This is a genomic window from Leptolinea tardivitalis (assembly GCF_001050275.1).
GTDB lineage: Bacteria > Chloroflexota > Anaerolineae > Anaerolineales > Anaerolineaceae > Leptolinea > Leptolinea tardivitalis.
Map to the genome: position 1 here is coordinate 172,362 of NZ_BBYA01000012.1, position 18,177 is coordinate 190,538.

Here is an 18,177-nt window from a genome sequence, read left to right on the forward strand (position 1 = left end):
AAGTATGGCGATTGTGTATTTGGATCAAAGAAAAGGGGACCGGTCTGTTAAACCGAACCGCAGGCCGGGGTTTTTGTTTTAAGCCTGCCGGCATCCTTGACTTTTCTCAAGCACAGAGGCCAATCCATCATCCGTTTTTAGTATCAGGAGTGTATTCCAATGAGCGATAGCGAAACCGGCACAGTAAAGTGGTTCAACACGAGCAAAGGTTACGGCTTTATTCAGCGTAACGGAGCTCCCGATGTGTTTGTCCACTACTCGGCGATCGACGCCGAGGGATTCAAGAACCTTGAAGAAGGCCAGAAAGTGGAATTCTCCATCGAGAAAAGCCCGAAAGGTTTGCAGGCTGTACACGTCAAACTGATTTAATCAAATGAAATTGGCGAAACCTCCCTTTCAGGGAGGTTTTTTTATTTTTTGGCAGGTTCCTCTTGAAAAAGCCAATAACCGAGGGAAAGAAATATTATCCCTCCCACGATAGCTGATCCTAAGCGCAATGGCCCAACAGTCCCAATAGCTAATCCAGCGGATACACCGGCAAAATGCCCCAACCAGAAACCCAACCAGCTCACCAACAGATCAAGTAAAAGAGTAGTGAAACTACCACCTTTCCATAGATGGAAAACTGCCCCAAGGCATGTCGATACCAGAACGCCGAAAAGGAACGCCGGAAGTGTCATTTATATGCTACCTGTGAAATTATCCCACCTCCGAGGCATACATCACCGTCATAGAGCACAGCTTGTTGCCCGGGTGTAATATCTCGGATTTTATTATCAAATTTTACACAAATTGCACCATTCCCGCGAAGGGAAATTGAAGCTGGAACAGCCGGTGCTTTATATCGAATTTTCACTTCAGCTTTTTCTGGAAAAGACGTCGATATATCCGAAATCCAATTCATGGTTTCAATGAAGAAGGTATCAGAACCCAATTCTTCCTTTTTCCCGATAACCAAAGAATTCGTTTCAATTTCTTTTCGCAAGACGTAATACGGTTCCTGTATCGCGCCTAAGCCTTTGCGTTGTCCAATTGTGTATTCTGGCAGTCCGGTATGTTCACCCAGCTTCTTTCCATTCACATCAACGATTGGACCTGGTTCCAGAATTTCTGGAACCATCCTCCTAAGAAAATGGCGGTAGTCATCTCCAGCCAGAAAACATAGATCCTGGCTGTCCTTTTTTTCAGCCGTTGGGAGGTTAAAATTTCTGGCTATATCGCGCACCACACGTTTCTCTAAATCTCCAATTGGCAGGATCGTGGCTCGCAACTGTTCCTGGGTTAGCCCGGAAAGAACATAAGATTGGTCTTTTCCTTCATCCAACCCTTTTTTCAGAATAATACGTCCATCTCTTCCCTGTTCCAACCGGGCATAGTGTCCGGTCGCCAGATATGAAGCACCCAAATTTTGAGTCTCCTGAAGAAAGAATCCCCAACGGATTACCTGATTGCAACGCACACATGGGTTTGGCGTAATGCCACTTCTATAACCATCAAAAAAGAATTCTACAATCTCTTTTCGGAATAAATCGCGCGCATCAATTACATAGAAAGGAATTTCAAGCATAGACGCTACTCGGCGAGCAGCTGTCATTGCTTCAGGAGTACAGCAGGAGTTTTCACATTCCTTTCCGGGTTCCGTCCATAAACGTAACATAATCCCTGTCACGTCATATCCTTGCTGTTTTAATAACAAAGCAGCAACGGAACTATCCACTCCTCCGCTCATCCCTACAACAACTTTTTCTTTCAAGCCCGCTTTCATTTCCGCATTCTCTGTATGGATTCTGCAAGAGCTTGGACCAGAGCATCCACCTGCATTTCGGTTGACTTATCTCCCAGAGTTATTCTCAAAGATCCAAGAGCCAGTTCAGGCTGAATTCCTAAAGCCAGCAAAACGCCAGAAGGAGAAGGTGAACCCACTTTGCAGGCAGAACCCGATGAACACGCAAATCCGCGAGCATCAAGATACATAAGCAGACGGTTTCCATCAATCCCATCAAAAACAAAACTCGCATGGTTTGGCAGGCGCCGGGTCGGATGACCAGTAAGTTGAGAACCAGAAATTTCATGCAATATTTTACAGATCAAACGGTCCCTCAAGTAGGAAAATCTGGCATTTCTTTCCTCAATATTATTTTGAGCCAGGTAAAAAGCTTCTGCTAAACCGATAATAAGTGGAATATTCTGTGTGCCAGCCCTTTTATGATTTTCCTGTCCTCCACCTGTCTGCACAGGCAATAGATCTGATATCGAGTTCAACCCCAAAAGACCTACTCCCTTAGGACCATACATCTTATGAGCCCCAATTGAAATTAGGTTCAGATGGTCTCTTACCATATCCATTGGCAGATGGGCAGCCGCCTGGACGGCATCGCTGTGAAATGGAATGTTTTGCTCCTGACATATTCTTCCAATCTCTGCGATTGGATTGATTGTCCCGATTTCATTATTCCCATATATGACAGAGACTATGGCTGTTTTTTTGGTTAATAGATTGCGAACTGTGTCAGGGTCAACCATACCAAACTGATCAACCGGTAGAATTTTCAAAACAAAACCGAATTCATCCCTTAATTGGATGGCTGTTTTGGAAACAGCATCATGTTCTACAGGAGAAATGACTATTTCATCGGCTCCGTATAATTTTCTACGCGAAAACGCACATCCTCGCATCGCAAAGTTGTCACTTTCGGTTCCACCCGATGTGAATATGACATTTTCAGATGGGATATTGAGCACTTTACCACAACGGCTTCGTGCCTTTTCCAGAACAGCTTCGGCCGATTGCCCCCATTGATGAATGGATGATGGATTACCGAATATTTCTGAAAAATATGGAATCATCACTTTCAGAACATCCGGACTGACTGGTGTGGTTGCAGCGTAATCAAAGTAGACAGAATTTGTCATAATATACCAATTTAAGTGGATTATAGCATGGGAGCCTGTATCATCAGCTTTCGTTCAATCCGTCTGACTGATATAATGAATCTAAATATTTTCTAATCCAAGAGGACAAAATGACTTTTCAAATTCATTTTGGAACAGATGGTTGGCGCGGAGTAATTGCGGAAGACTATACCTTTGATAACGTGAGAAGATGCGCCCAGGGCTACGCAAATTACATGGTTTCTACAGGTAACAGTGGGAAGTGGTTTGTGGTAGGTCATGATAAACGATTTGGATCAGAGAACTTCGCCATGGCAGCTGCCGAAGTCCTGGCTGGAAATGGTCTGAAAGTCTACCTTACTGATGGTGCCACTCCAACTCCTGTAATTGCGTTTTCCGTAGTTCATCGAAAGGCGGCTGGAGCTATCAACATTACCGCTTCGCATAATCCACCTACTGACAATGGTTTTAAAGTTCGAAACTTCACCGGTGGTGCCATTGATCCGCAAGGTTTAATTCAAATTGAAAAAGGCATTCCTGATTCTATGAATGATGTCAAACGGATGCCAGCTAATGAAGCTCTGGAAAAGGGATTTATCGTTATTTTTGATCCCAAACCGGATTATTTGACTCATCTCAAGGACCTGATTGATGTCGAACCGATAAAGAAAGCCGGTTTGAAAATTATCGTCGATACAATGTGGGGAAATGGGGCTGGCTGGTTTACTGAAATTTTGTCGGGTGGAAAAACTCAAGTGACCGAAATCCACAACACCCGAAATCCATCTTTCCCTGAAATGAAACGGCCGGAGCCAATTCCACCCAATATTAACGTTGGTTTGAAAACCACAGTAGATACCCATTCTGATGTATTGATTATCACAGATGGGGATGCAGATCGAGTCGGGATTGGTGATGAAAACGGTAACTTTGTCAACCAATTGCAGGTTTATGCTCTTCTGGCTTATTACTTATTAAAAATCCGAGGTGAACGCGGTGCCATTGTTCGCACATTGTCCACCACATGTATGCTTGATAAACTCGGAGAAATTTATAACGTTCCGGTCTATGAAACAGGTGTTGGGTTCAAATATGTTGCCCCAAAAATGACCGAAACCGATGCCATGATTGGCGGTGAAGAATCCGGTGGATTCGCTTTCAGGGGAAATGTTCCCGAACGCGATGGCATTCTGGCCGGTTTGTATTTTCTTGATCTAATGGTTAAAACTGGCAAAAAACCGACTGAATTGATTGATGAATTATATTCCATTGTCGGTCCACATTACTACGATCGTGTTGACCGCAGCTTCTCGGGAGACCGCAAAACCCGCGAAGCAAAGATACTGGATGCCAAACCAAAATCCATCGGCGGGCTTGGTGTCGTCAGATTGGATACTACAGATGGATACAAATTTGTGCTGGATGATGGTGGCTGGATGCTTATTCGCTTCTCCGGCACAGAACCTATCATGCGTGTCTACACTGAGACCACCCATAAAGATAAAGTCCAGGCTATTTTGCAGGATGGGTTGAAAATTGCTGGATTATCGTAGGTTGTTGTGATTATTGATACACATTGCCATCTGAACTTTAACTTATTCGAAGACGATCTTTCCGAAGTACTGGACAGAGCCAGATCGGTGGGTGTTGGACGGATAGTTGTCCCGGCCACTGATCTGGCAACCAGCTATGAAGCGATTTCGCTTAGCCACAGGATACCGGAAGTATTTGCGGCCGTTGGCATCCACCCGAATGATTGCCAGAGTTTCGCTCCTTCAGATATTGAAGAACTTCGTACATTAGCAGGTGATCCTAAAGTAGTAGCCATAGGCGAGATAGGTCTCGATACTTTTCATAAAGATGTGGAACTGGGTCAACAGATAACAGTTTTTCAGGCACAGCTAGATATTGCCATGGAATTAGACCTACCTGTATTAATTCATAATCGTGATGCAGATGACGCCATTCTCCCCATTCTTGAGAATTGGATACTTATGAGAATCAAGAATGGGAAGAATACGGAAATACCAGGTATTCTGCATGCATTCAGTTCCTCTATGGCCTTTGCCAGATCAGCATCAGATCTGGGATTTTATTTCGGTGCTGCCGGCCCGATTACGTATAAAAATGCCGATGATAAACGGAATATCTTCCGTTCAATAGACAGGAATAAGGTAGTCCTAGAGACTGATTCACCATTTCTGGCACCCAATCCGAAAAGAGGGAGAAGGAACGAACCAGCTTTTACTCAATTTATTGCTAACGAAATGGCTGCAATCTGGGATATTTCGGTTGAAAAAGTTCAAGAAATTACAACAAAAAATGCCGCCAGGATTTTTCAATGGACCAATCTGTAATAATTAACACATCCACCATATTTGACTATGTCCGACCTGACCTTCTTAAGATGGAGGACCTTATCCGGCAACAAATGAAGGAAAGCTATGTTGACCTGACAAATGCTCTCGAACTACTACTTTCTTCAGGTGGAAAACGAGTCCGGCCAACAATCACAATTCTGGTGGGTAAGTGTCTGAAAGCTGATTATCATCGCATCATTACGATGGCTGGATCAATCGAATTGTTACATACTGCTACTCTTGTACATGATGATTTGATCGATGGATCACTTCTCAGACGAGGTTCCCCTACATTGAATTCAAAATGGTCTGCCGGCGCAACAGTTTTAACTGGTGATTATCTTTTTGCCACAGCAGCCAGACTATCTTCTGAAACCGCTTCGATTGAAGCATTAAAACTATTTTCGCAAACTCTTCAAACAATCGTAAATGGGGAAGTACGCCAAATGTTCTCACCCCGATGCCTTCCTGGAAGAGAAGAGTACTACAAACGTATCTATGCGAAAACAGCATCTCTCTTTGAGACCTCTGCCGCTGTTGCCGGCATAATAAGCGAAGCCGGGAAAGAGACAGTACAGGCGCTGTCAACTTTTGGCCGCGAAATTGGCATGGCTTTTCAGATTGCTGATGATATTCTCGATTTCACAGGCGACGAATCTGTCATGGGAAAACCCAAAGGCAGCGATCTTCGTCAGGGATTAATCACCCTGCCAACACAAATATTCATTGAAGATAATCCGCATCATCCAGTGGTTGAAAAAATTACAACATCAGGTTGCATATCTGAATCTGAGGATATCAAAGGATTTATCCAAGAAATCATTGATCGTAATACAATCGAGAAATCCTACTCTATTGCCGATGAATTCATAGAACGCGGTATTAATGCTCTTGAGATACTTCCAAATACCATTGAAAAACAAATGCTTATTAGTCTTGTTCAATCACAGGCTCGTCGGAATTTTTAGCGTTTTTAAACATCATTTGATTGCTTTTTATAGTCTTTGATAAAACTTGCGAGAGTTTGATAGAAAAAGACCATCATTATTTACCTTTGACAACAAGGTTGATGATGGTTTTTTATGGAAAATAAGAAAATACATTCATTCAATGAGAGAAGATCTTCTGCTTTAAACGGCGGCGGATTATCACAAATTGAAAAACAACATTCTCGTGGAAAGCTTACAGCTCGCGAGCGGATTGAGAAACTTCTCGATCCGGGCTCCTTTGTTGAGACTGGAATGTATGTAACCCATCATGCCACGGGTTTTGGAATGGAAAATCAACATCCCTACACAGATGGAGTAGTCACCGGATGGGGAAAAATTGATAACCGGCTGGTATACATTTTTGCCCAGGATTTCACAATTTTAGGCGGTTCTCTGGGAGAAGCGCATGGCAGGAAAATTGCCTATTTAATGGATCTCGCATACCAGAATGGAGCACCAATAATCGGACTGAATGATTCTGGTGGAGCTCGAATTCAAGAAGGCGTGGCGTCTCTGGATGCTTATGGAGAGATTTTTTTTAGAAATACAAGAGCGTCCGGAGTCATTCCCCAGATATCCATAATTCTTGGGCCGACCGCCGGTGGTTCTGTATATTCACCAGGAATAAATGACTTCATTTTCATGGTAGAAAAAACCTCGAACATGTTTATTACCGGTCCAGAAGTGATTAAAGCGGTAACTCATGAAGAAATTGATTTTGAATCACTTGGTGGTTCGTCTGTCCATAGCGAAAAGAGTGGAGTAGCTCACTTTTCCGCAGACAATGAAGAAGTTGCTTTTTTGCAGGTTCGTGAATTATTATCTTATTTACCACAGAATAACCTCTCCTCACCACCAATAATTCATTCCTCAGATGATCCTAAACGACAGCTTCCAGAAATCAATAATCTGATTCCCGATGATCCGCAAATTCCTTATGAAATTCGGGATGTTATAAGTTTAATTGCAGATGATGGTAATTTTTTCGAAGTCCAAAGTGACTATGCGCAAAATATCGTCATCGGTTTTTCTCGATTGAACGGTAAGTCCGTTGGGTTTGTTGCCAATCAACCCAATCATCTGGCCGGCGTTTTGGATATTAATGCCTCTGATAAGGCAGCCAGGTTTATCCGTTTCTGTGATGCCTTCCATATACCTTTGATAACGCTTGTCGATACCCCGGGATTCCTCCCAGGGAGTGATCAGGAACACAATGGCATCATTCGGCATGGAGCAAAGTTGATTTATGCCTATGCTGAAGCTACTGTTCCAAAAATCGCCCTCATTTTACGGAAGGCGTATGGCGGAGCATATATTGTCATGTCTTCCAAACAATTGAAATGTGACTATAACCTTGCATGGCCACAGGCTGAAATTGCCGTAATGGGTCCTGAAGGTGCCGTCAAAATAATTTTTCGGAAGGATATTCAAGAATCTCCAAACCCCAAAAAGTCTGCTGAAGAAAAAACGCGGCTTTTTCGAGAGGAATTCGCCAATCCGTATCAAGCAGCCTCTCGTGGATCTGTAGATGATGTCATCCTTCCTGAACAAACTCGTCAGCGAATAATTGAAGTGCTCGAATCACTTCACGAAAAACGCCAGGAAACCCCGGCAAGAAAGCACGGAAATATTCCGCTTTAGGTAGATTTATCTATGAGAGTCTTGGTGGCCAATCGGGGTGAAATCGCTTTACGCATTCTGCGGACTTGCCGAGAAATGGGTCTGACTGGAATCGCCGTATTTTCAGATGCAGATAGGGAATCACTCCCCGTCCGATATGCAGACGAAGCCATCTATATAGGTAAGTCGCCATCGGCTGAAAGTTATTTGAATATTCATAAAATTTTACAGGCAGCCAAAGATACTGGAGCAAACGCAATACATCCCGGTTATGGATTTCTCTCTGAAAATTCAATGTTTGCCCGTATGGTAGAAGAAGCTGGCCTGATTTTTATTGGTCCAAGATCACAAACAATTGAACTTACGGGTGATAAATTAGCCGCCCGCCGGATTGCCCGACAGGCAGGTTTACCCGTGTTGCCAGGTCCAGACCAACCGATTCAAGATGAGATTCCCTCCACTCTTAGACAAAATATCACATTCCCGGTTTTGATTAAAGCAGTGGCTGGAGGTGGAGGAAAAGGTATCCGTTTAGCCAATGATGAAGCTGAACTAGAAGAAATGCTCTCGTCTGCCCGTCAGGAAGCTTTGAAATCGTTTGGAGATGATACAGTTTATCTTGAACCATTGGTTCAAAAAGCACGCCATATCGAAGTACAGATTATTGGTGATGGAAATGGAAATATACTCTGCCTGGGTGATCGTGAGTGTTCCATTCAACGCCGTCGTCAAAAATTGATTGAAGAAGCTCCTGCGCCAGATTTAAGCCCGGCGCTACGCAATCATCTGTACGAATCTGCTTTACAAATGGGGAAAGCCCTAAATTATCGCAGCCTTGGAACAGTGGAATTCCTGGTTGATGATAGGAACGATTTTTATTTCATTGAGATCAATCCTCGTATTCAGGTGGAACATCCGATTACTGAAATGGTAACCGGTCTTGATCTGGTAAGAGCTCAGCTTCAGCTCGCGAAAGGAGAACCGCTACAATTTTCTCAGGAGGATATTATCACCCGGGGTTCAGCGATTGAAGCTCGAATAATCGCTGAAGATCCGGATAATGGTTTCCTACCGGTTACTGGCGAGATATCTTACATTCGTGAATCCGGCGGTCCAGGGATCAGAATCGATTCTGCTCTTTATCCAGGTCTGGTTATTACCCCAGAATATGATTCTTTGCTTGCCAAAGTCGCTGCATATGCAGAAGATAGGAACCTGGCTATCCGTCGATTACGCAGAGCCCTAAAAGAATTCGAAGTCGGTGGATTATCCACAGATATTGATTTTCTTATCCAAATCATCGATTCTGAACCTTTTCTTCAAGGTCGTGCAACAACTACATATGTAGATACCTTCCAACCGATTCCGTCAATTAATGATGAAACCTTTGAAATGGATCTGGCATTAACCGTAGCCATGATCGAACATAATAAAATTCACAATAGAAATAAATCCGAAGAGAATTCTGATGGTTTTAGTTATTGGAAATTTCAAGCGTGGAAAGAACAAATGCGATGACCTTTTGGTCAGAGTGTAGAGGAAAAAATGGCACTTTATAATGTTTACATTGGCTCAAAAGAATATCAGGTTGAAATATCTGATAATCAATCAAAAGTGAATGGAAAAACTATTCAAGCTGGTCTTCGAGAATTACGCGAAAAAGGTTTCTTTATTCTTCAAAACGGAGTTCGTCATCGTGAAGTCTATGTGCATTCTGAAGGTAAGAATCAATACGCCATAAACACAAATGGTCGTTTTGCAGTAGCAAGAGTGGAAAAAAAGAATGATTTTTCCACGAGAAAAGCAATTCCGGCATCCTCAGGGTCCATATCGGCACCAATTTCAGGCATTGTTGTAGCTGTTAACATACGGGTTGGCGATAAAGTGTCAGAAGGAGAAACTCTTCTGATCCTGGAATCAATGAAAATGCAAATGATGATCAAATCACCCTGCACAGGATCTGTACTTTCTGTTGATGTTAAACCAGGTTCCCAGGTGAAAAAAGGAGAAACATTAATCAGGTTGAAAGAAACAAAGCAGCAAATCATGTAATAAATCGGCAGACTGTTTTGTCTTTTTCGATCTCCAGTCTCATTGTCCTTTTTCAGTAGAACAAACCAGATGATATTGGATCTGGTAATTTTTTGATGAAATCCTTAAATTCTATTGACATATAGCATTGTTGGTGTATACTAGTTTTCAATATGTTCACGAAATCATTTGTTTTCACCCCGCTCAAGAAGCGAAGCTCAAAGATCAACCCCTCGGGAGAGAGGTCATTTTGACTTAAGGTGAGACAGTAATATCTGCAAGTACACCAATCAAAATCCCTCCGAACCCGGAGGGATTTTTTTATTCTTTTTTCGTCATAAAAGGAGATTGAAAATGTCTACAGAAATTATTGCGAATTGCCCTGAATGTGATGCCGAACTCACCCTCATTGATGTAATGGAAGGTGAAATCATTGTTTGTTCCGATTGTGGTGTTGACCTGGAACTTGTCAGTCTTGAGCCACTTACTCTGGAACTCGCACCTATGGAACAGGAAGACTGGGGAGAATAATCATGTCAGCCGTGAAAACATCAAAGTCAATGAAAATTGGGGTTTTACTTTCTCGTATCCGGGTGGAAGAAAAATGGCTTCTGACAAATCTGGAAAAACGAGGAGTTGACTTTGATCGAATCGAAGATGGCAACATCCAGATGGATATCACCAATCCCGATAACTGGATGAAATATGACGCTGTACTGGAACGTTCATTATCATTCACGCGCGGTCTCTATGCCACATCCATTCTGAATTCCTGGGGAATTCCTACTGTCAATATGGCTTCCGTCGCTCAGGTATGCGGTGACAAACTGGCCACCACCAGTGTACTGGCGAAAGCAGGTGTACCTCAACCAAAAGTCAAAGTGGCCTTCACGCCAGAGGCAGCACTCGAAGCCATTGAGGAAATGGGTTACCCTGTAGTGATGAAACCTGTGGTTGGCTCATGGGGCCGTCTTCTATCCAAAATCAATGATCGTGATGCAGCAGAAGCAATTCTCGAACATAAAGATACTCTGGGTTCTTTCCAACATTCTGTTTTCTATATTCAGGAATACATCAAAAAACCTGGCCGCGATATCCGTGCGATGGTTGTAGGCGATCAGACGATTTGTGCCATTTATCGCACATCATCCCATTGGATCACCAATACCGCCCGCGGCGGTCAGGGAGAAGTATGCCCGGTCACACCAGAATTACATTCCATTTGTCAGGCAGCAGCAAACGCTGTCGGCGGTGGTGTACTGGCTGTTGATGTTCTGGAAGATGAAAACAACGGTTTGCTGGTAAATGAAGTGAACCATACTATGGAATTTCACACTCTGGCACCCGTCACCGGTATTGACATTGCGGGTGTGATCATCGACTATACGCTCAATACAGCCCGCGGGCTGGCCCAATCCCCAATAAAGATCAAACCGGCAGAAAGTCATCTGCCCATTAATTTAGCCGCATATCCCCTTTATACAGTAGGTGCCTGAAATGAAAGTTTCTATTATTGGCGGTTCTGGTTACGCCGGCGGTGAGCTTCTCCGCTTACTTCTCAACCATCCGGATGTTGAGGTATTCCAGGCAACTTCGGAAAGTCACCTTGGAGAATATGTTTACCAGCAACATCCCAACTTACGCAAACAGACCAAATTAAAATTCACTTCCCGCCAGGTTCTTGAACCGTGTGATGTCTTGTTCCTTGCCTTACCCCACGGAGAAGCCCAGAAAAACATTGACCAATATGCTGGATTGGCTCCAAAAATTGTCGATCTCTCTGCAGATTTTCGTCTGCACGATCAAACCTTGTATAAAAAATACTATGAGAGCGATCACCTTGCTCCAGCCTGGGTTGAAAAATTTGTATACGGACTTCCTGAACTACACCGCTCAGAAATGAACACAGCTTCTTATATCAGCGGTGTCGGTTGTAATGCTACGGCCAGTATTCTCTCTCTTTACGTAGGGATCAAATATGGTTTTCTCGATACAACCCAACCGATATTCGTTGAAATAAAAGTCGGTTCCTCAGAAGGTGGAGCATCTGCCAACCCCGGGTCTCATCACCCTGAAAGAAGCAATGTCATCCGCACCTTTGCTCCCTATGGCCACCGCCATACTGCTGAGGTTATGCAGGAACTTGGTTTAAGCAATGTTCACCTGACCATGACATCTGTGGATCTGGTTAGAGGTGCTCTTGCTGCCGCCCACGGTTTTGTCAAACCGGGTGTTACAGAAAAAGATATCTGGAAGGCTTATCGGGAATGGTCAGAATCAGAGCCCTTCATACGCCTGGTGAAAGATCGCCGCGGCATCTACCGCGTACCAGAACCGAAGATTCTGGCTGGAACCAATTATGCCGATGTCGGATTTGATCTTGACCCGGATACCGGTCATTTCATCGGTATGGCAGCCATTGATAACCTCATGAAAGGCGCTTCCGGGACAGCCGTTCAAGCTATGAACCTTATCTGTGGATTCGAAGAAACTTCCGGTCTTGGCTTCTGCGGATTACACCCCATCTAAGTCAATGGAGAATTTGTAAACATTATGCTCGTCGTAAAAATTGGTGGTTCCCAGGGTGTAGAGTTGGATGGCGTTTGCACCGATATTGCAAATCTTGTTTCCGAAGGTCAACCAGTGGTTGTTGTTCATGGTGGTTCGGCAGAAACCAATGAAATCTCCGAAAAACTTGGTTTTCCTCCCAGGTTTGTTACCAACCAATCCGGCTTTACCAGCCGGTATACCGATCGCAACACCCTTGAAATCTTTGCCATGGTAACCAACGGGCGGATTAATACCCTGCTTGTTGAACGTCTTCAGAAAAACAATGTCAATGCCATTGGCCTTTCAGGTCTTGATGCCCGCCTTATGGTGGCAAAACGCAAAGAAGCTATCCGTATCATTGAAAATGGCCGACAGCGCATGCTGCGCGATGATTACACAGGGAAGATTGAGACCGTCAACGGTGATTTCCTCGAAATGCTGGTTAATTCCGGGCTAACCCCCGTAATTTCTCCTCTGGCCATGTCAACCGATGGAATTGCTCTTAATGTGGACGCCGACCGGGCAGCTGCAATGGTGGCCGGTGCTGTGAAAGCCTCAGAATTGATCATTCTGACCAATGTTCCCGGCCTGATGCGTAATTTTCCAGATGAAAGTACGGTCATTCCGCATATTCCACGCAACGGGCTTGAACAGGCTCTTTCACTGGCAGAAGGCCGCATGAAAAAGAAAGTACTGGGAGCCAGTGAAGCGCTTAATCTCGGTGTTCCCAAAGTCATCTTTGCTGATGGCCGTGTTGAACACCCATTAAAAAAAGCTCTTTCAGGTACCGGAACAGTCATCTCTTAGGATGTAGAGGAACTATCTCATGGATCAGGTATTATCAACCCAAATTTTTAACAGCGATATAAAACTTTCTTCGAGCCAGATTCAGGAGAAGGAAACATCTTTTACATCAGGTGTGTATAGTAAACGGCCGGTTGTCATCATTCGTGGAAAAGGTGCTCACCTATGGGATGCCGATGGGAAAGATTATATTGATTGTGTTGGTGGACAGGGTGCCGCCAATATTGGACATGCCAATCCCGTCATTGCTGAAGCAATTTATAAACAGGCACAAAACCTAATAAGTTGCCCTGAAATGTTTTACAACGATCAACGCGCCTTATTGATCGAAAAATTGTGTACAACTGCCAATATGTCCCGTGTGTTCCTGTGCAATTCAGGTACAGAAGCCGTAGAAGCAGGGATCAAGTTTGCCCGTCTATTGACTGGCCGCACAGAAATTGTAGCTGCTATGCGTGGTTTTCATGGTCGCACGTTTGGAGCCCTTTCAGCTACCTGGGAAAAGAAATACCGTGCTCCCTTTGAACCGCTGGTTCCCGGGTACAAACATATTCCATATAACGATCTTGATGCCCTGAAACAGGCAGTTACCGATCAAACAGCCGCCGTACTTCTGGAAGTTGTTCAGGGAGAGGGCGGTGTTAATCCGGGTAAAACAGAATTCATGCTGGGTGCCCGTGAAATTTGCCGTCAAACTGGCGCCTTGCTGGTGTTGGATGAAGTGCAGACTGGATTCGGCAGGACAGGCAAAATGTTCGCCTTCCAGCACGATAACCTTGACCCCGATATTCTCTGTGTTGCCAAATCTATTGGTGGCGGTATCCCCATGGGAGCAGCACTTTTATCCTCAACCATGAAGGATTTACAACCACAGGTGCATGGTTCAACTTTTGGCGGCAATCCTCTGGCTTGCGCAGCATCCATCGCAGCCATAGATTATCTGCAAAACAACCACCTGCCCGAGCGCGCAGCTGAACTGGGAGAATGGTTTAAAAGCCAATTATCTACCATCCAATCGCCATTGATTCGTGAGGTTCGTGGTAAAGGATTAATGGTCGGTATTGAATTAAAACAGAAAGTGACTCCTTATCTTCAAAAATTGATGGACTTGGGTGTCATGGCTTTGCCTGCCGGGCTTACTGTTATGCGCTTTCTTCCACCGCTTGTTATCGAGAAATCAGATCTTGAAATTGTAGTGGATAAAGTCGCACAGGTGCTTACCTCCAATATTGAAGGAGCCGGGTAATCTGATGGATTCCGTTTCGCTGCTGACCGGACTACTGCAGCATTTCAGCCCGACAGGTGCTGAAAGTGAGGCTGTGAATTATCTGGTTGGCGCTATGCAGCTGATGGGTTTTCAATCCTATGTTGATTCAATGGGAAATGCCGTGGGCAAAATTGGCCAGGGCAGCCGTGAAATAGTGCTTCTTGGTCACATTGATACGGTTCCAGGGGAAATATCTGTTCGACAGGAAGATAATATTTTATTTGGCAGAGGCGCAGTGGATGCAAAAGGTCCGCTCGCCTCTTTTGTTGCCGCGGCATCTGCCTGTCGCAAATCTTCCGATTGGCATATCACGGTTATAGGTGCCGTCGGAGAAGAAGGCGATTCTCGTGGAGCTAAATTCTTATGTCAGAATTATCCAGCTCCAGAAATGGTGGTCATTGGTGAACCCAGCGGTTGGGAAGCAATTACCCTGGGTTACAAAGGAAGTCTATGGGTGGAACTAGGCTTTCGGCAACCTGCTTCCCATACAGCTTCTGGACAAATCAGTGCGTGTGATTGTGCTGTAATTTTTTGGAATCAATTAGCCAAAGATTTGCAATTATTGAATGATGGGAAAAACCGCGCTTTTGACCGCTTTTCCCCTTCCATACGTTCGATGAAATTTAACTCGAATGGGTTTGAAGATTATGCATCTTTGAAAATCAATATTCGCCTTCCTCAGGGAACGGACTTCGATGCTCTTCAAGCATTATTCACTGCCTGCATTGAAACAACTCAAATTACACCTGAAATATCTATTCTTGATTACATGCCACCATATCTTGCAGAAAAGAATACTTCCCTCGTTCGTGCATTTCTTTCCGGAATTCGCAAAAATGGCGGTACACCCGGCTTCAAATTGAAAACAGGAACAGCAGACATGAACCTGGTGGGTCCTGCCTGGAATTGTCCGGCCATTGCATACGGTGCAGGTGATTCAAACCTGGATCACACAGCCAATGAACATATTGAGTTACCTGAATACTTGCTGGGTATTCAGGTTCTCAAGGATTCCCTCGAAAGAATTCAGGGAATTCAAGACAACAACAGTAACACAAAATCAGACCAGCAAAACATGTTGGCCAATGCTAAGCAGCTCGCCAAGGATAAGAAGCCAGATACTATCTGGTAGTTCGCGTATTCTTTCACATTTTGTTGAATGAAAAGCGGATTTACCAGAAAAGGAAAATCCGCTTTTTTTATTCCGAATCAAAGAAGGAGAAGGAAATGAGCCTGGAAAAATTTTCTATCATCGAATCTACACTGCGCGAAGGAGAACAATTTGTCAATGCATTTTTCACCACCGAGCAAAAGATCCGTATTGCTTCACTCCTGGATGCATTTGGGGTGGAATATATTGAAATGACCACCCCCTGTGCGTCGCCGCAGAGCGAACGAGATTGTGCAGCCATTGCCAAACTCGGGTTAAAAACGAAAACCCTCACCCATACCCGCTGCAATCTTGAAGATGTCAAACTGGCGGTGGAAACGGGCGTCAATGGAGTGGATGTTGTTATTGGAACATCCTCCAAACTGCGTGATTTCAGTCACGGTCGCAGCATAAATCAGATTATTGATCTGGCACAGGAAGTTTTTGAATACTTGAGAAAACAAAACGTAGAGATGCGCTTTAGCACGGAAGATACTCTGCGGTCAGATCCGGAAGACCTCTTTCAGGTATATGAAGCTGTAGACAAAATTGGGGTACATCGTGTGGGTATAGCCGATACTGTTGGAATTGGAAATCCTCGGCAGATTTACGATCTTGTATCGCAGTTACGTAAACGGGTAAAAGCAGACATAGAATTTCATGGACACAATGACACTGGTTGTGCCATTGCCAACGCTTTTGCAGCTCTCGAGGCTGGAGCCACCCATATTGATACAACCATATTGGGAATCGGTGAGCGGAATGGTATCACCTCGCTGGGTGGTCTTGTTGCCCGCATTTATTCTGTGAATCCTGAATATGTTGCTAAATATCAGCTTCCCCTGCTGATGCACCTGGATCAGGTAATAGCCCGACTGGTAAATGTGGATATTCCTTTCAATAATTACATCACTGGATTTTCTGCCTTCACTCATAAAGCAGGAATTCACACAAAAGCTGTATTAAATAATCCCTCCACATATGAAGTCCTGAAACCAGAAGATTTCGGATTGACCCGTTATATCCACATCGCCCATCGATTGACTGGTTGGAATGCCATCCGATATCGTGCTGACCAACTTGGTCTTGAATTGACCGATGAAGAGATCAAACACATTACTGAAGAGGTAAAAACTCTGGCCGATTTACACCCCCTCACATTGGATGAAGTAGATAGTCTGCTGCATGCTATGCGCAATTCTCAACCAGAAACAGAAGCGGCAACCGATACAACTTTTGAACCTGCCTGATATGCATCAAAAATACAAGGAGACCCCCATGGGACAAACCATCTCTGAACAAATCCTTTCACATAAAGCCGGTCAAAACGTAAAACCGGGCGAATTTGTCGTCATTGAACCCGATGTCGTCATGAGCCATGATTCACTGACGCCTTCCATTATCAAGATTTTGAAAGAAGAATTGGCAGCTTCTATTAAATATCCAGAGAGGCTGGTCTTTGTTTTTGACCATGTATCGCCAGCCTCCACAGTAGGTACAGCTGATTTGCAAAACCTGGTTCGGAGGTTCGCCCGAGAGCAAAACATCCGTCTGTTTGATGTTGGACGGGGTATCTGCCACCAGGTTCTCGTTGAAGAGGCAATCGCCTTTCCTGGCGCTGTGGCAGTGGGTGCTGATTCACATTCAACAAGTTACGGTGCCGTTGGGGCATTTGGTACTGGTATGGGATCCACTGATGTGGCGCTTATCTGGGCAACAGGTAAAACCTGGCTGAGGGTTCCAGAGACCATCCGTGTCAATTTCAACGGTCAATTACCCGCTCATGTTGATGTGAAAGACATGGCACTTAAGATTGGACGAATTCTCAGTATTTCAGGTGCAAATTATATGGCTGTGGAATACCACGGTATCGATTGGATGCCCCTTCCAGGAAGGCAAACACTGGCTAGTATGGCCGTCGAGATGGGCGCCAAAGTGGGTATCATCCCTCCTACAGGAAATTTACCCGAACATCTACAAAAACCGGATTGGTTATACATTGATTCAAATGCCCACTATCGTCAGGTTGTGAATGTCGAACTTGAAGACCTCTGTCCTCAGGTGTCCATCCCACATTCTGTTGATCATGTGTCTGATATTCAAGATGTTACCGGAACTCATGTTGATGTAGTTTTTCTGGGAACATGTACCAACGGCCGACATGAAGACCTTGCTGAAGCCGCCTCGCTTTTAAAGGGCAAACGGATTGCTCCGGGTATTCGTATGATTATCACCCCGGCATCCAGCCGTGAAATGTCAAAAGCAGCTTCAGACGGTACATTGTCAACGCTAATTGAAGCTGGTGCTTTGATCACTTCACCTGGATGCGGCATGTGCATGGGCAGACATAACGGCACACTAGGTGATGGTGACGTTTGCCTTTCCACAGCTAACCGCAATTTCAAAGGGCGCATGGGAGCCCCTACATCTCAAATTTATCTGGCATCACCCGGTGTTGCCGCAGCTACCGCCCTGCGCGGTGTTATTTCTGATCCACGGGAATTATAGGAGAGA

Annotated in this window: 17 protein-coding genes; 15 read left to right on the plus strand and 2 right to left on the minus strand. The window is 44.5% G+C overall.

What is annotated here, in order from left to right:
* Positions 1–159: 159 nt before the first annotated feature.
* Positions 160–369, plus strand: a complete 210-nt coding sequence (locus LTAR_RS14970; RefSeq protein WP_062423085.1) for a cold-shock protein — start codon at positions 160–162, stop codon at positions 367–369.
* A 307-nt stretch (positions 370–676) separates the two neighbouring features.
* Here LTAR_RS14970 and mnmA read toward each other — a convergent pair whose 3' ends face one another.
* Together mnmA and LTAR_RS14985 are read right to left on the minus strand one after the other, a co-directional pair.
* Positions 677–1,765, minus strand: a complete 1,089-nt coding sequence (mnmA, locus tag LTAR_RS14980; protein ID WP_062423087.1) for a tRNA 2-thiouridine(34) synthase MnmA — start codon at positions 1,763–1,765, stop codon at positions 677–679.
* Positions 1,762–2,913 carry a cysteine desulfurase family protein gene (locus tag LTAR_RS14985; RefSeq protein WP_062423088.1) on the minus strand — a complete coding sequence of 384 codons (1,152 nt, stop codon included), beginning with the start codon at positions 2,911–2,913 and terminating at the stop codon, positions 1,762–1,764. Before LTAR_RS14985 ends, mnmA begins: the two co-directional genes overlap by 4 nt.
* Before the next feature lie 110 nt (positions 2,914–3,023).
* Between LTAR_RS14985 and LTAR_RS14990 the strand changes: the two genes are divergently transcribed.
* The 14 genes from LTAR_RS14990 to LTAR_RS15055 all read left to right on the plus strand — a co-directional run bounded on the left by LTAR_RS14990 (position 3,024) and on the right by LTAR_RS15055 (position 18,171).
* A complete protein-coding gene (locus LTAR_RS14990) occupies positions 3,024–4,445 on the plus strand; it encodes a phosphoglucomutase/phosphomannomutase family protein (RefSeq protein WP_062423089.1) in 1,422 nt (473 codons plus the stop codon).
* Between the two features lie 6 nt (positions 4,446–4,451).
* Positions 4,452–5,249: a TatD family hydrolase gene (locus LTAR_RS14995; RefSeq protein ID WP_062423090.1), complete on the plus strand. Its 798-nt coding sequence runs from the start codon at positions 4,452–4,454 to the stop codon at positions 5,247–5,249.
* A complete protein-coding gene (locus tag LTAR_RS15000) occupies positions 5,234–6,220 on the plus strand; it encodes a polyprenyl synthetase family protein (protein WP_062423091.1) in 987 nt (328 codons plus the stop codon). Before LTAR_RS14995 ends, LTAR_RS15000 begins: the two co-directional genes overlap by 16 nt.
* A gap of 114 nt (positions 6,221–6,334) precedes the next feature.
* A complete protein-coding gene (locus LTAR_RS15005; RefSeq protein ID WP_062423092.1) occupies positions 6,335–7,882 on the plus strand; it encodes an acyl-CoA carboxylase subunit beta in 1,548 nt (515 codons plus the stop codon).
* Between the two features lie 12 nt (positions 7,883–7,894).
* Positions 7,895–9,379 carry an acetyl-CoA carboxylase biotin carboxylase subunit gene (locus LTAR_RS15010; RefSeq protein WP_081420017.1) on the plus strand — a complete coding sequence of 495 codons (1,485 nt, stop codon included), beginning with the start codon at positions 7,895–7,897 and terminating at the stop codon, positions 9,377–9,379.
* Positions 9,380–9,406: 27 nt separating this feature from the next.
* Complete coding sequence (locus tag LTAR_RS15015; protein ID WP_062423093.1) at positions 9,407–9,913, plus strand: biotin/lipoyl-containing protein; 507 nt, start codon at positions 9,407–9,409, stop codon at positions 9,911–9,913.
* 333 nt (positions 9,914–10,246) lie between these two features.
* Positions 10,247–10,423, plus strand: coding sequence for a lysine biosynthesis protein LysW (lysW, locus tag LTAR_RS15020; protein WP_139044592.1), 177 nt, complete (start codon positions 10,247–10,249; stop codon positions 10,421–10,423).
* A 29-nt stretch (positions 10,424–10,452) separates the two neighbouring features.
* On the plus strand, positions 10,453–11,388 hold the full coding sequence (lysX, locus tag LTAR_RS15025) for a lysine biosynthesis protein LysX (protein WP_062423123.1): 936 nt from the start codon (positions 10,453–10,455) through the stop codon (positions 11,386–11,388).
* A 1-nt stretch (position 11,389) separates the two neighbouring features.
* Positions 11,390–12,421 (plus strand): N-acetyl-gamma-glutamyl-phosphate reductase, encoded by a 1,032-nt coding sequence (gene argC / locus LTAR_RS15030; RefSeq protein ID WP_062423094.1) that lies wholly within the window; start codon positions 11,390–11,392, stop codon positions 12,419–12,421.
* Between the two features lie 24 nt (positions 12,422–12,445).
* Positions 12,446–13,249 carry a [LysW]-aminoadipate kinase gene (locus LTAR_RS15035; protein ID WP_062423095.1) on the plus strand — a complete coding sequence of 268 codons (804 nt, stop codon included), beginning with the start codon at positions 12,446–12,448 and terminating at the stop codon, positions 13,247–13,249.
* A gap of 19 nt (positions 13,250–13,268) precedes the next feature.
* Entirely contained in the window at positions 13,269–14,492 is a 1,224-nt protein-coding gene (locus tag LTAR_RS15040; protein ID WP_081420018.1) for an aspartate aminotransferase family protein, read from the plus strand.
* Positions 14,493–14,496: 4 nt separating this feature from the next.
* Positions 14,497–15,645, plus strand: a complete 1,149-nt coding sequence (locus tag LTAR_RS15045; RefSeq protein WP_081420019.1) for a [LysW]-lysine hydrolase — start codon at positions 14,497–14,499, stop codon at positions 15,643–15,645.
* 95 nt (positions 15,646–15,740) lie between these two features.
* Positions 15,741–16,913, plus strand: a complete 1,173-nt coding sequence (gene lysS / locus LTAR_RS15050; protein ID WP_062423096.1) for a homocitrate synthase — start codon at positions 15,741–15,743, stop codon at positions 16,911–16,913.
* Positions 16,914–16,941: 28 nt separating this feature from the next.
* The gene (locus LTAR_RS15055) at positions 16,942–18,171 is read left to right on the plus strand and encodes a 3-isopropylmalate dehydratase large subunit (RefSeq protein WP_062423097.1); all 1,230 of its coding nucleotides are present in this window, start codon (positions 16,942–16,944) and stop codon (positions 18,169–18,171) included.
* The last annotated feature ends 6 nt before the right edge of the window (positions 18,172–18,177 follow it).

Coding starts and splice junctions, on each gene's coding strand:
- LTAR_RS14970 (WP_062423085.1), top strand. CDS start 160: ATGAGCGATAGCGAAACCGGCACAGTAAAGTGGTTCAACACGAGCAAA.
- mnmA (WP_062423087.1), bottom strand. CDS start 1,765: ATGAAAGCGGGCTTGAAAGAAAAAGTTGTTGTAGGGATGAGCGGAGGA.
- LTAR_RS14985 (WP_062423088.1), bottom strand. CDS start 2,913: ATGACAAATTCTGTCTACTTTGATTACGCTGCAACCACACCAGTCAGT.
- LTAR_RS14990 (WP_062423089.1), top strand. CDS start 3,024: ATGACTTTTCAAATTCATTTTGGAACAGATGGTTGGCGCGGAGTAATT.
- LTAR_RS15000 (WP_062423091.1), top strand. CDS start 5,234: ATGGACCAATCTGTAATAATTAACACATCCACCATATTTGACTATGTC.
- LTAR_RS15005 (WP_062423092.1), top strand. CDS start 6,335: ATGGAAAATAAGAAAATACATTCATTCAATGAGAGAAGATCTTCTGCT.
- LTAR_RS15010 (WP_081420017.1), top strand. CDS start 7,895: ATGAGAGTCTTGGTGGCCAATCGGGGTGAAATCGCTTTACGCATTCTG.
- LTAR_RS15015 (WP_062423093.1), top strand. CDS start 9,407: ATGGCACTTTATAATGTTTACATTGGCTCAAAAGAATATCAGGTTGAA.
- lysW (WP_139044592.1), top strand. CDS start 10,247: ATGTCTACAGAAATTATTGCGAATTGCCCTGAATGTGATGCCGAACTC.
- lysX (WP_062423123.1), top strand. CDS start 10,453: ATGAAAATTGGGGTTTTACTTTCTCGTATCCGGGTGGAAGAAAAATGG.
- argC (WP_062423094.1), top strand. CDS start 11,390: ATGAAAGTTTCTATTATTGGCGGTTCTGGTTACGCCGGCGGTGAGCTT.
- LTAR_RS15035 (WP_062423095.1), top strand. CDS start 12,446: ATGCTCGTCGTAAAAATTGGTGGTTCCCAGGGTGTAGAGTTGGATGGC.
- LTAR_RS15040 (WP_081420018.1), top strand. CDS start 13,269: ATGGATCAGGTATTATCAACCCAAATTTTTAACAGCGATATAAAACTT.
- LTAR_RS15045 (WP_081420019.1), top strand. CDS start 14,497: ATGGATTCCGTTTCGCTGCTGACCGGACTACTGCAGCATTTCAGCCCG.
- lysS (WP_062423096.1), top strand. CDS start 15,741: ATGAGCCTGGAAAAATTTTCTATCATCGAATCTACACTGCGCGAAGGA.
- LTAR_RS15055 (WP_062423097.1), top strand. CDS start 16,942: ATGGGACAAACCATCTCTGAACAAATCCTTTCACATAAAGCCGGTCAA.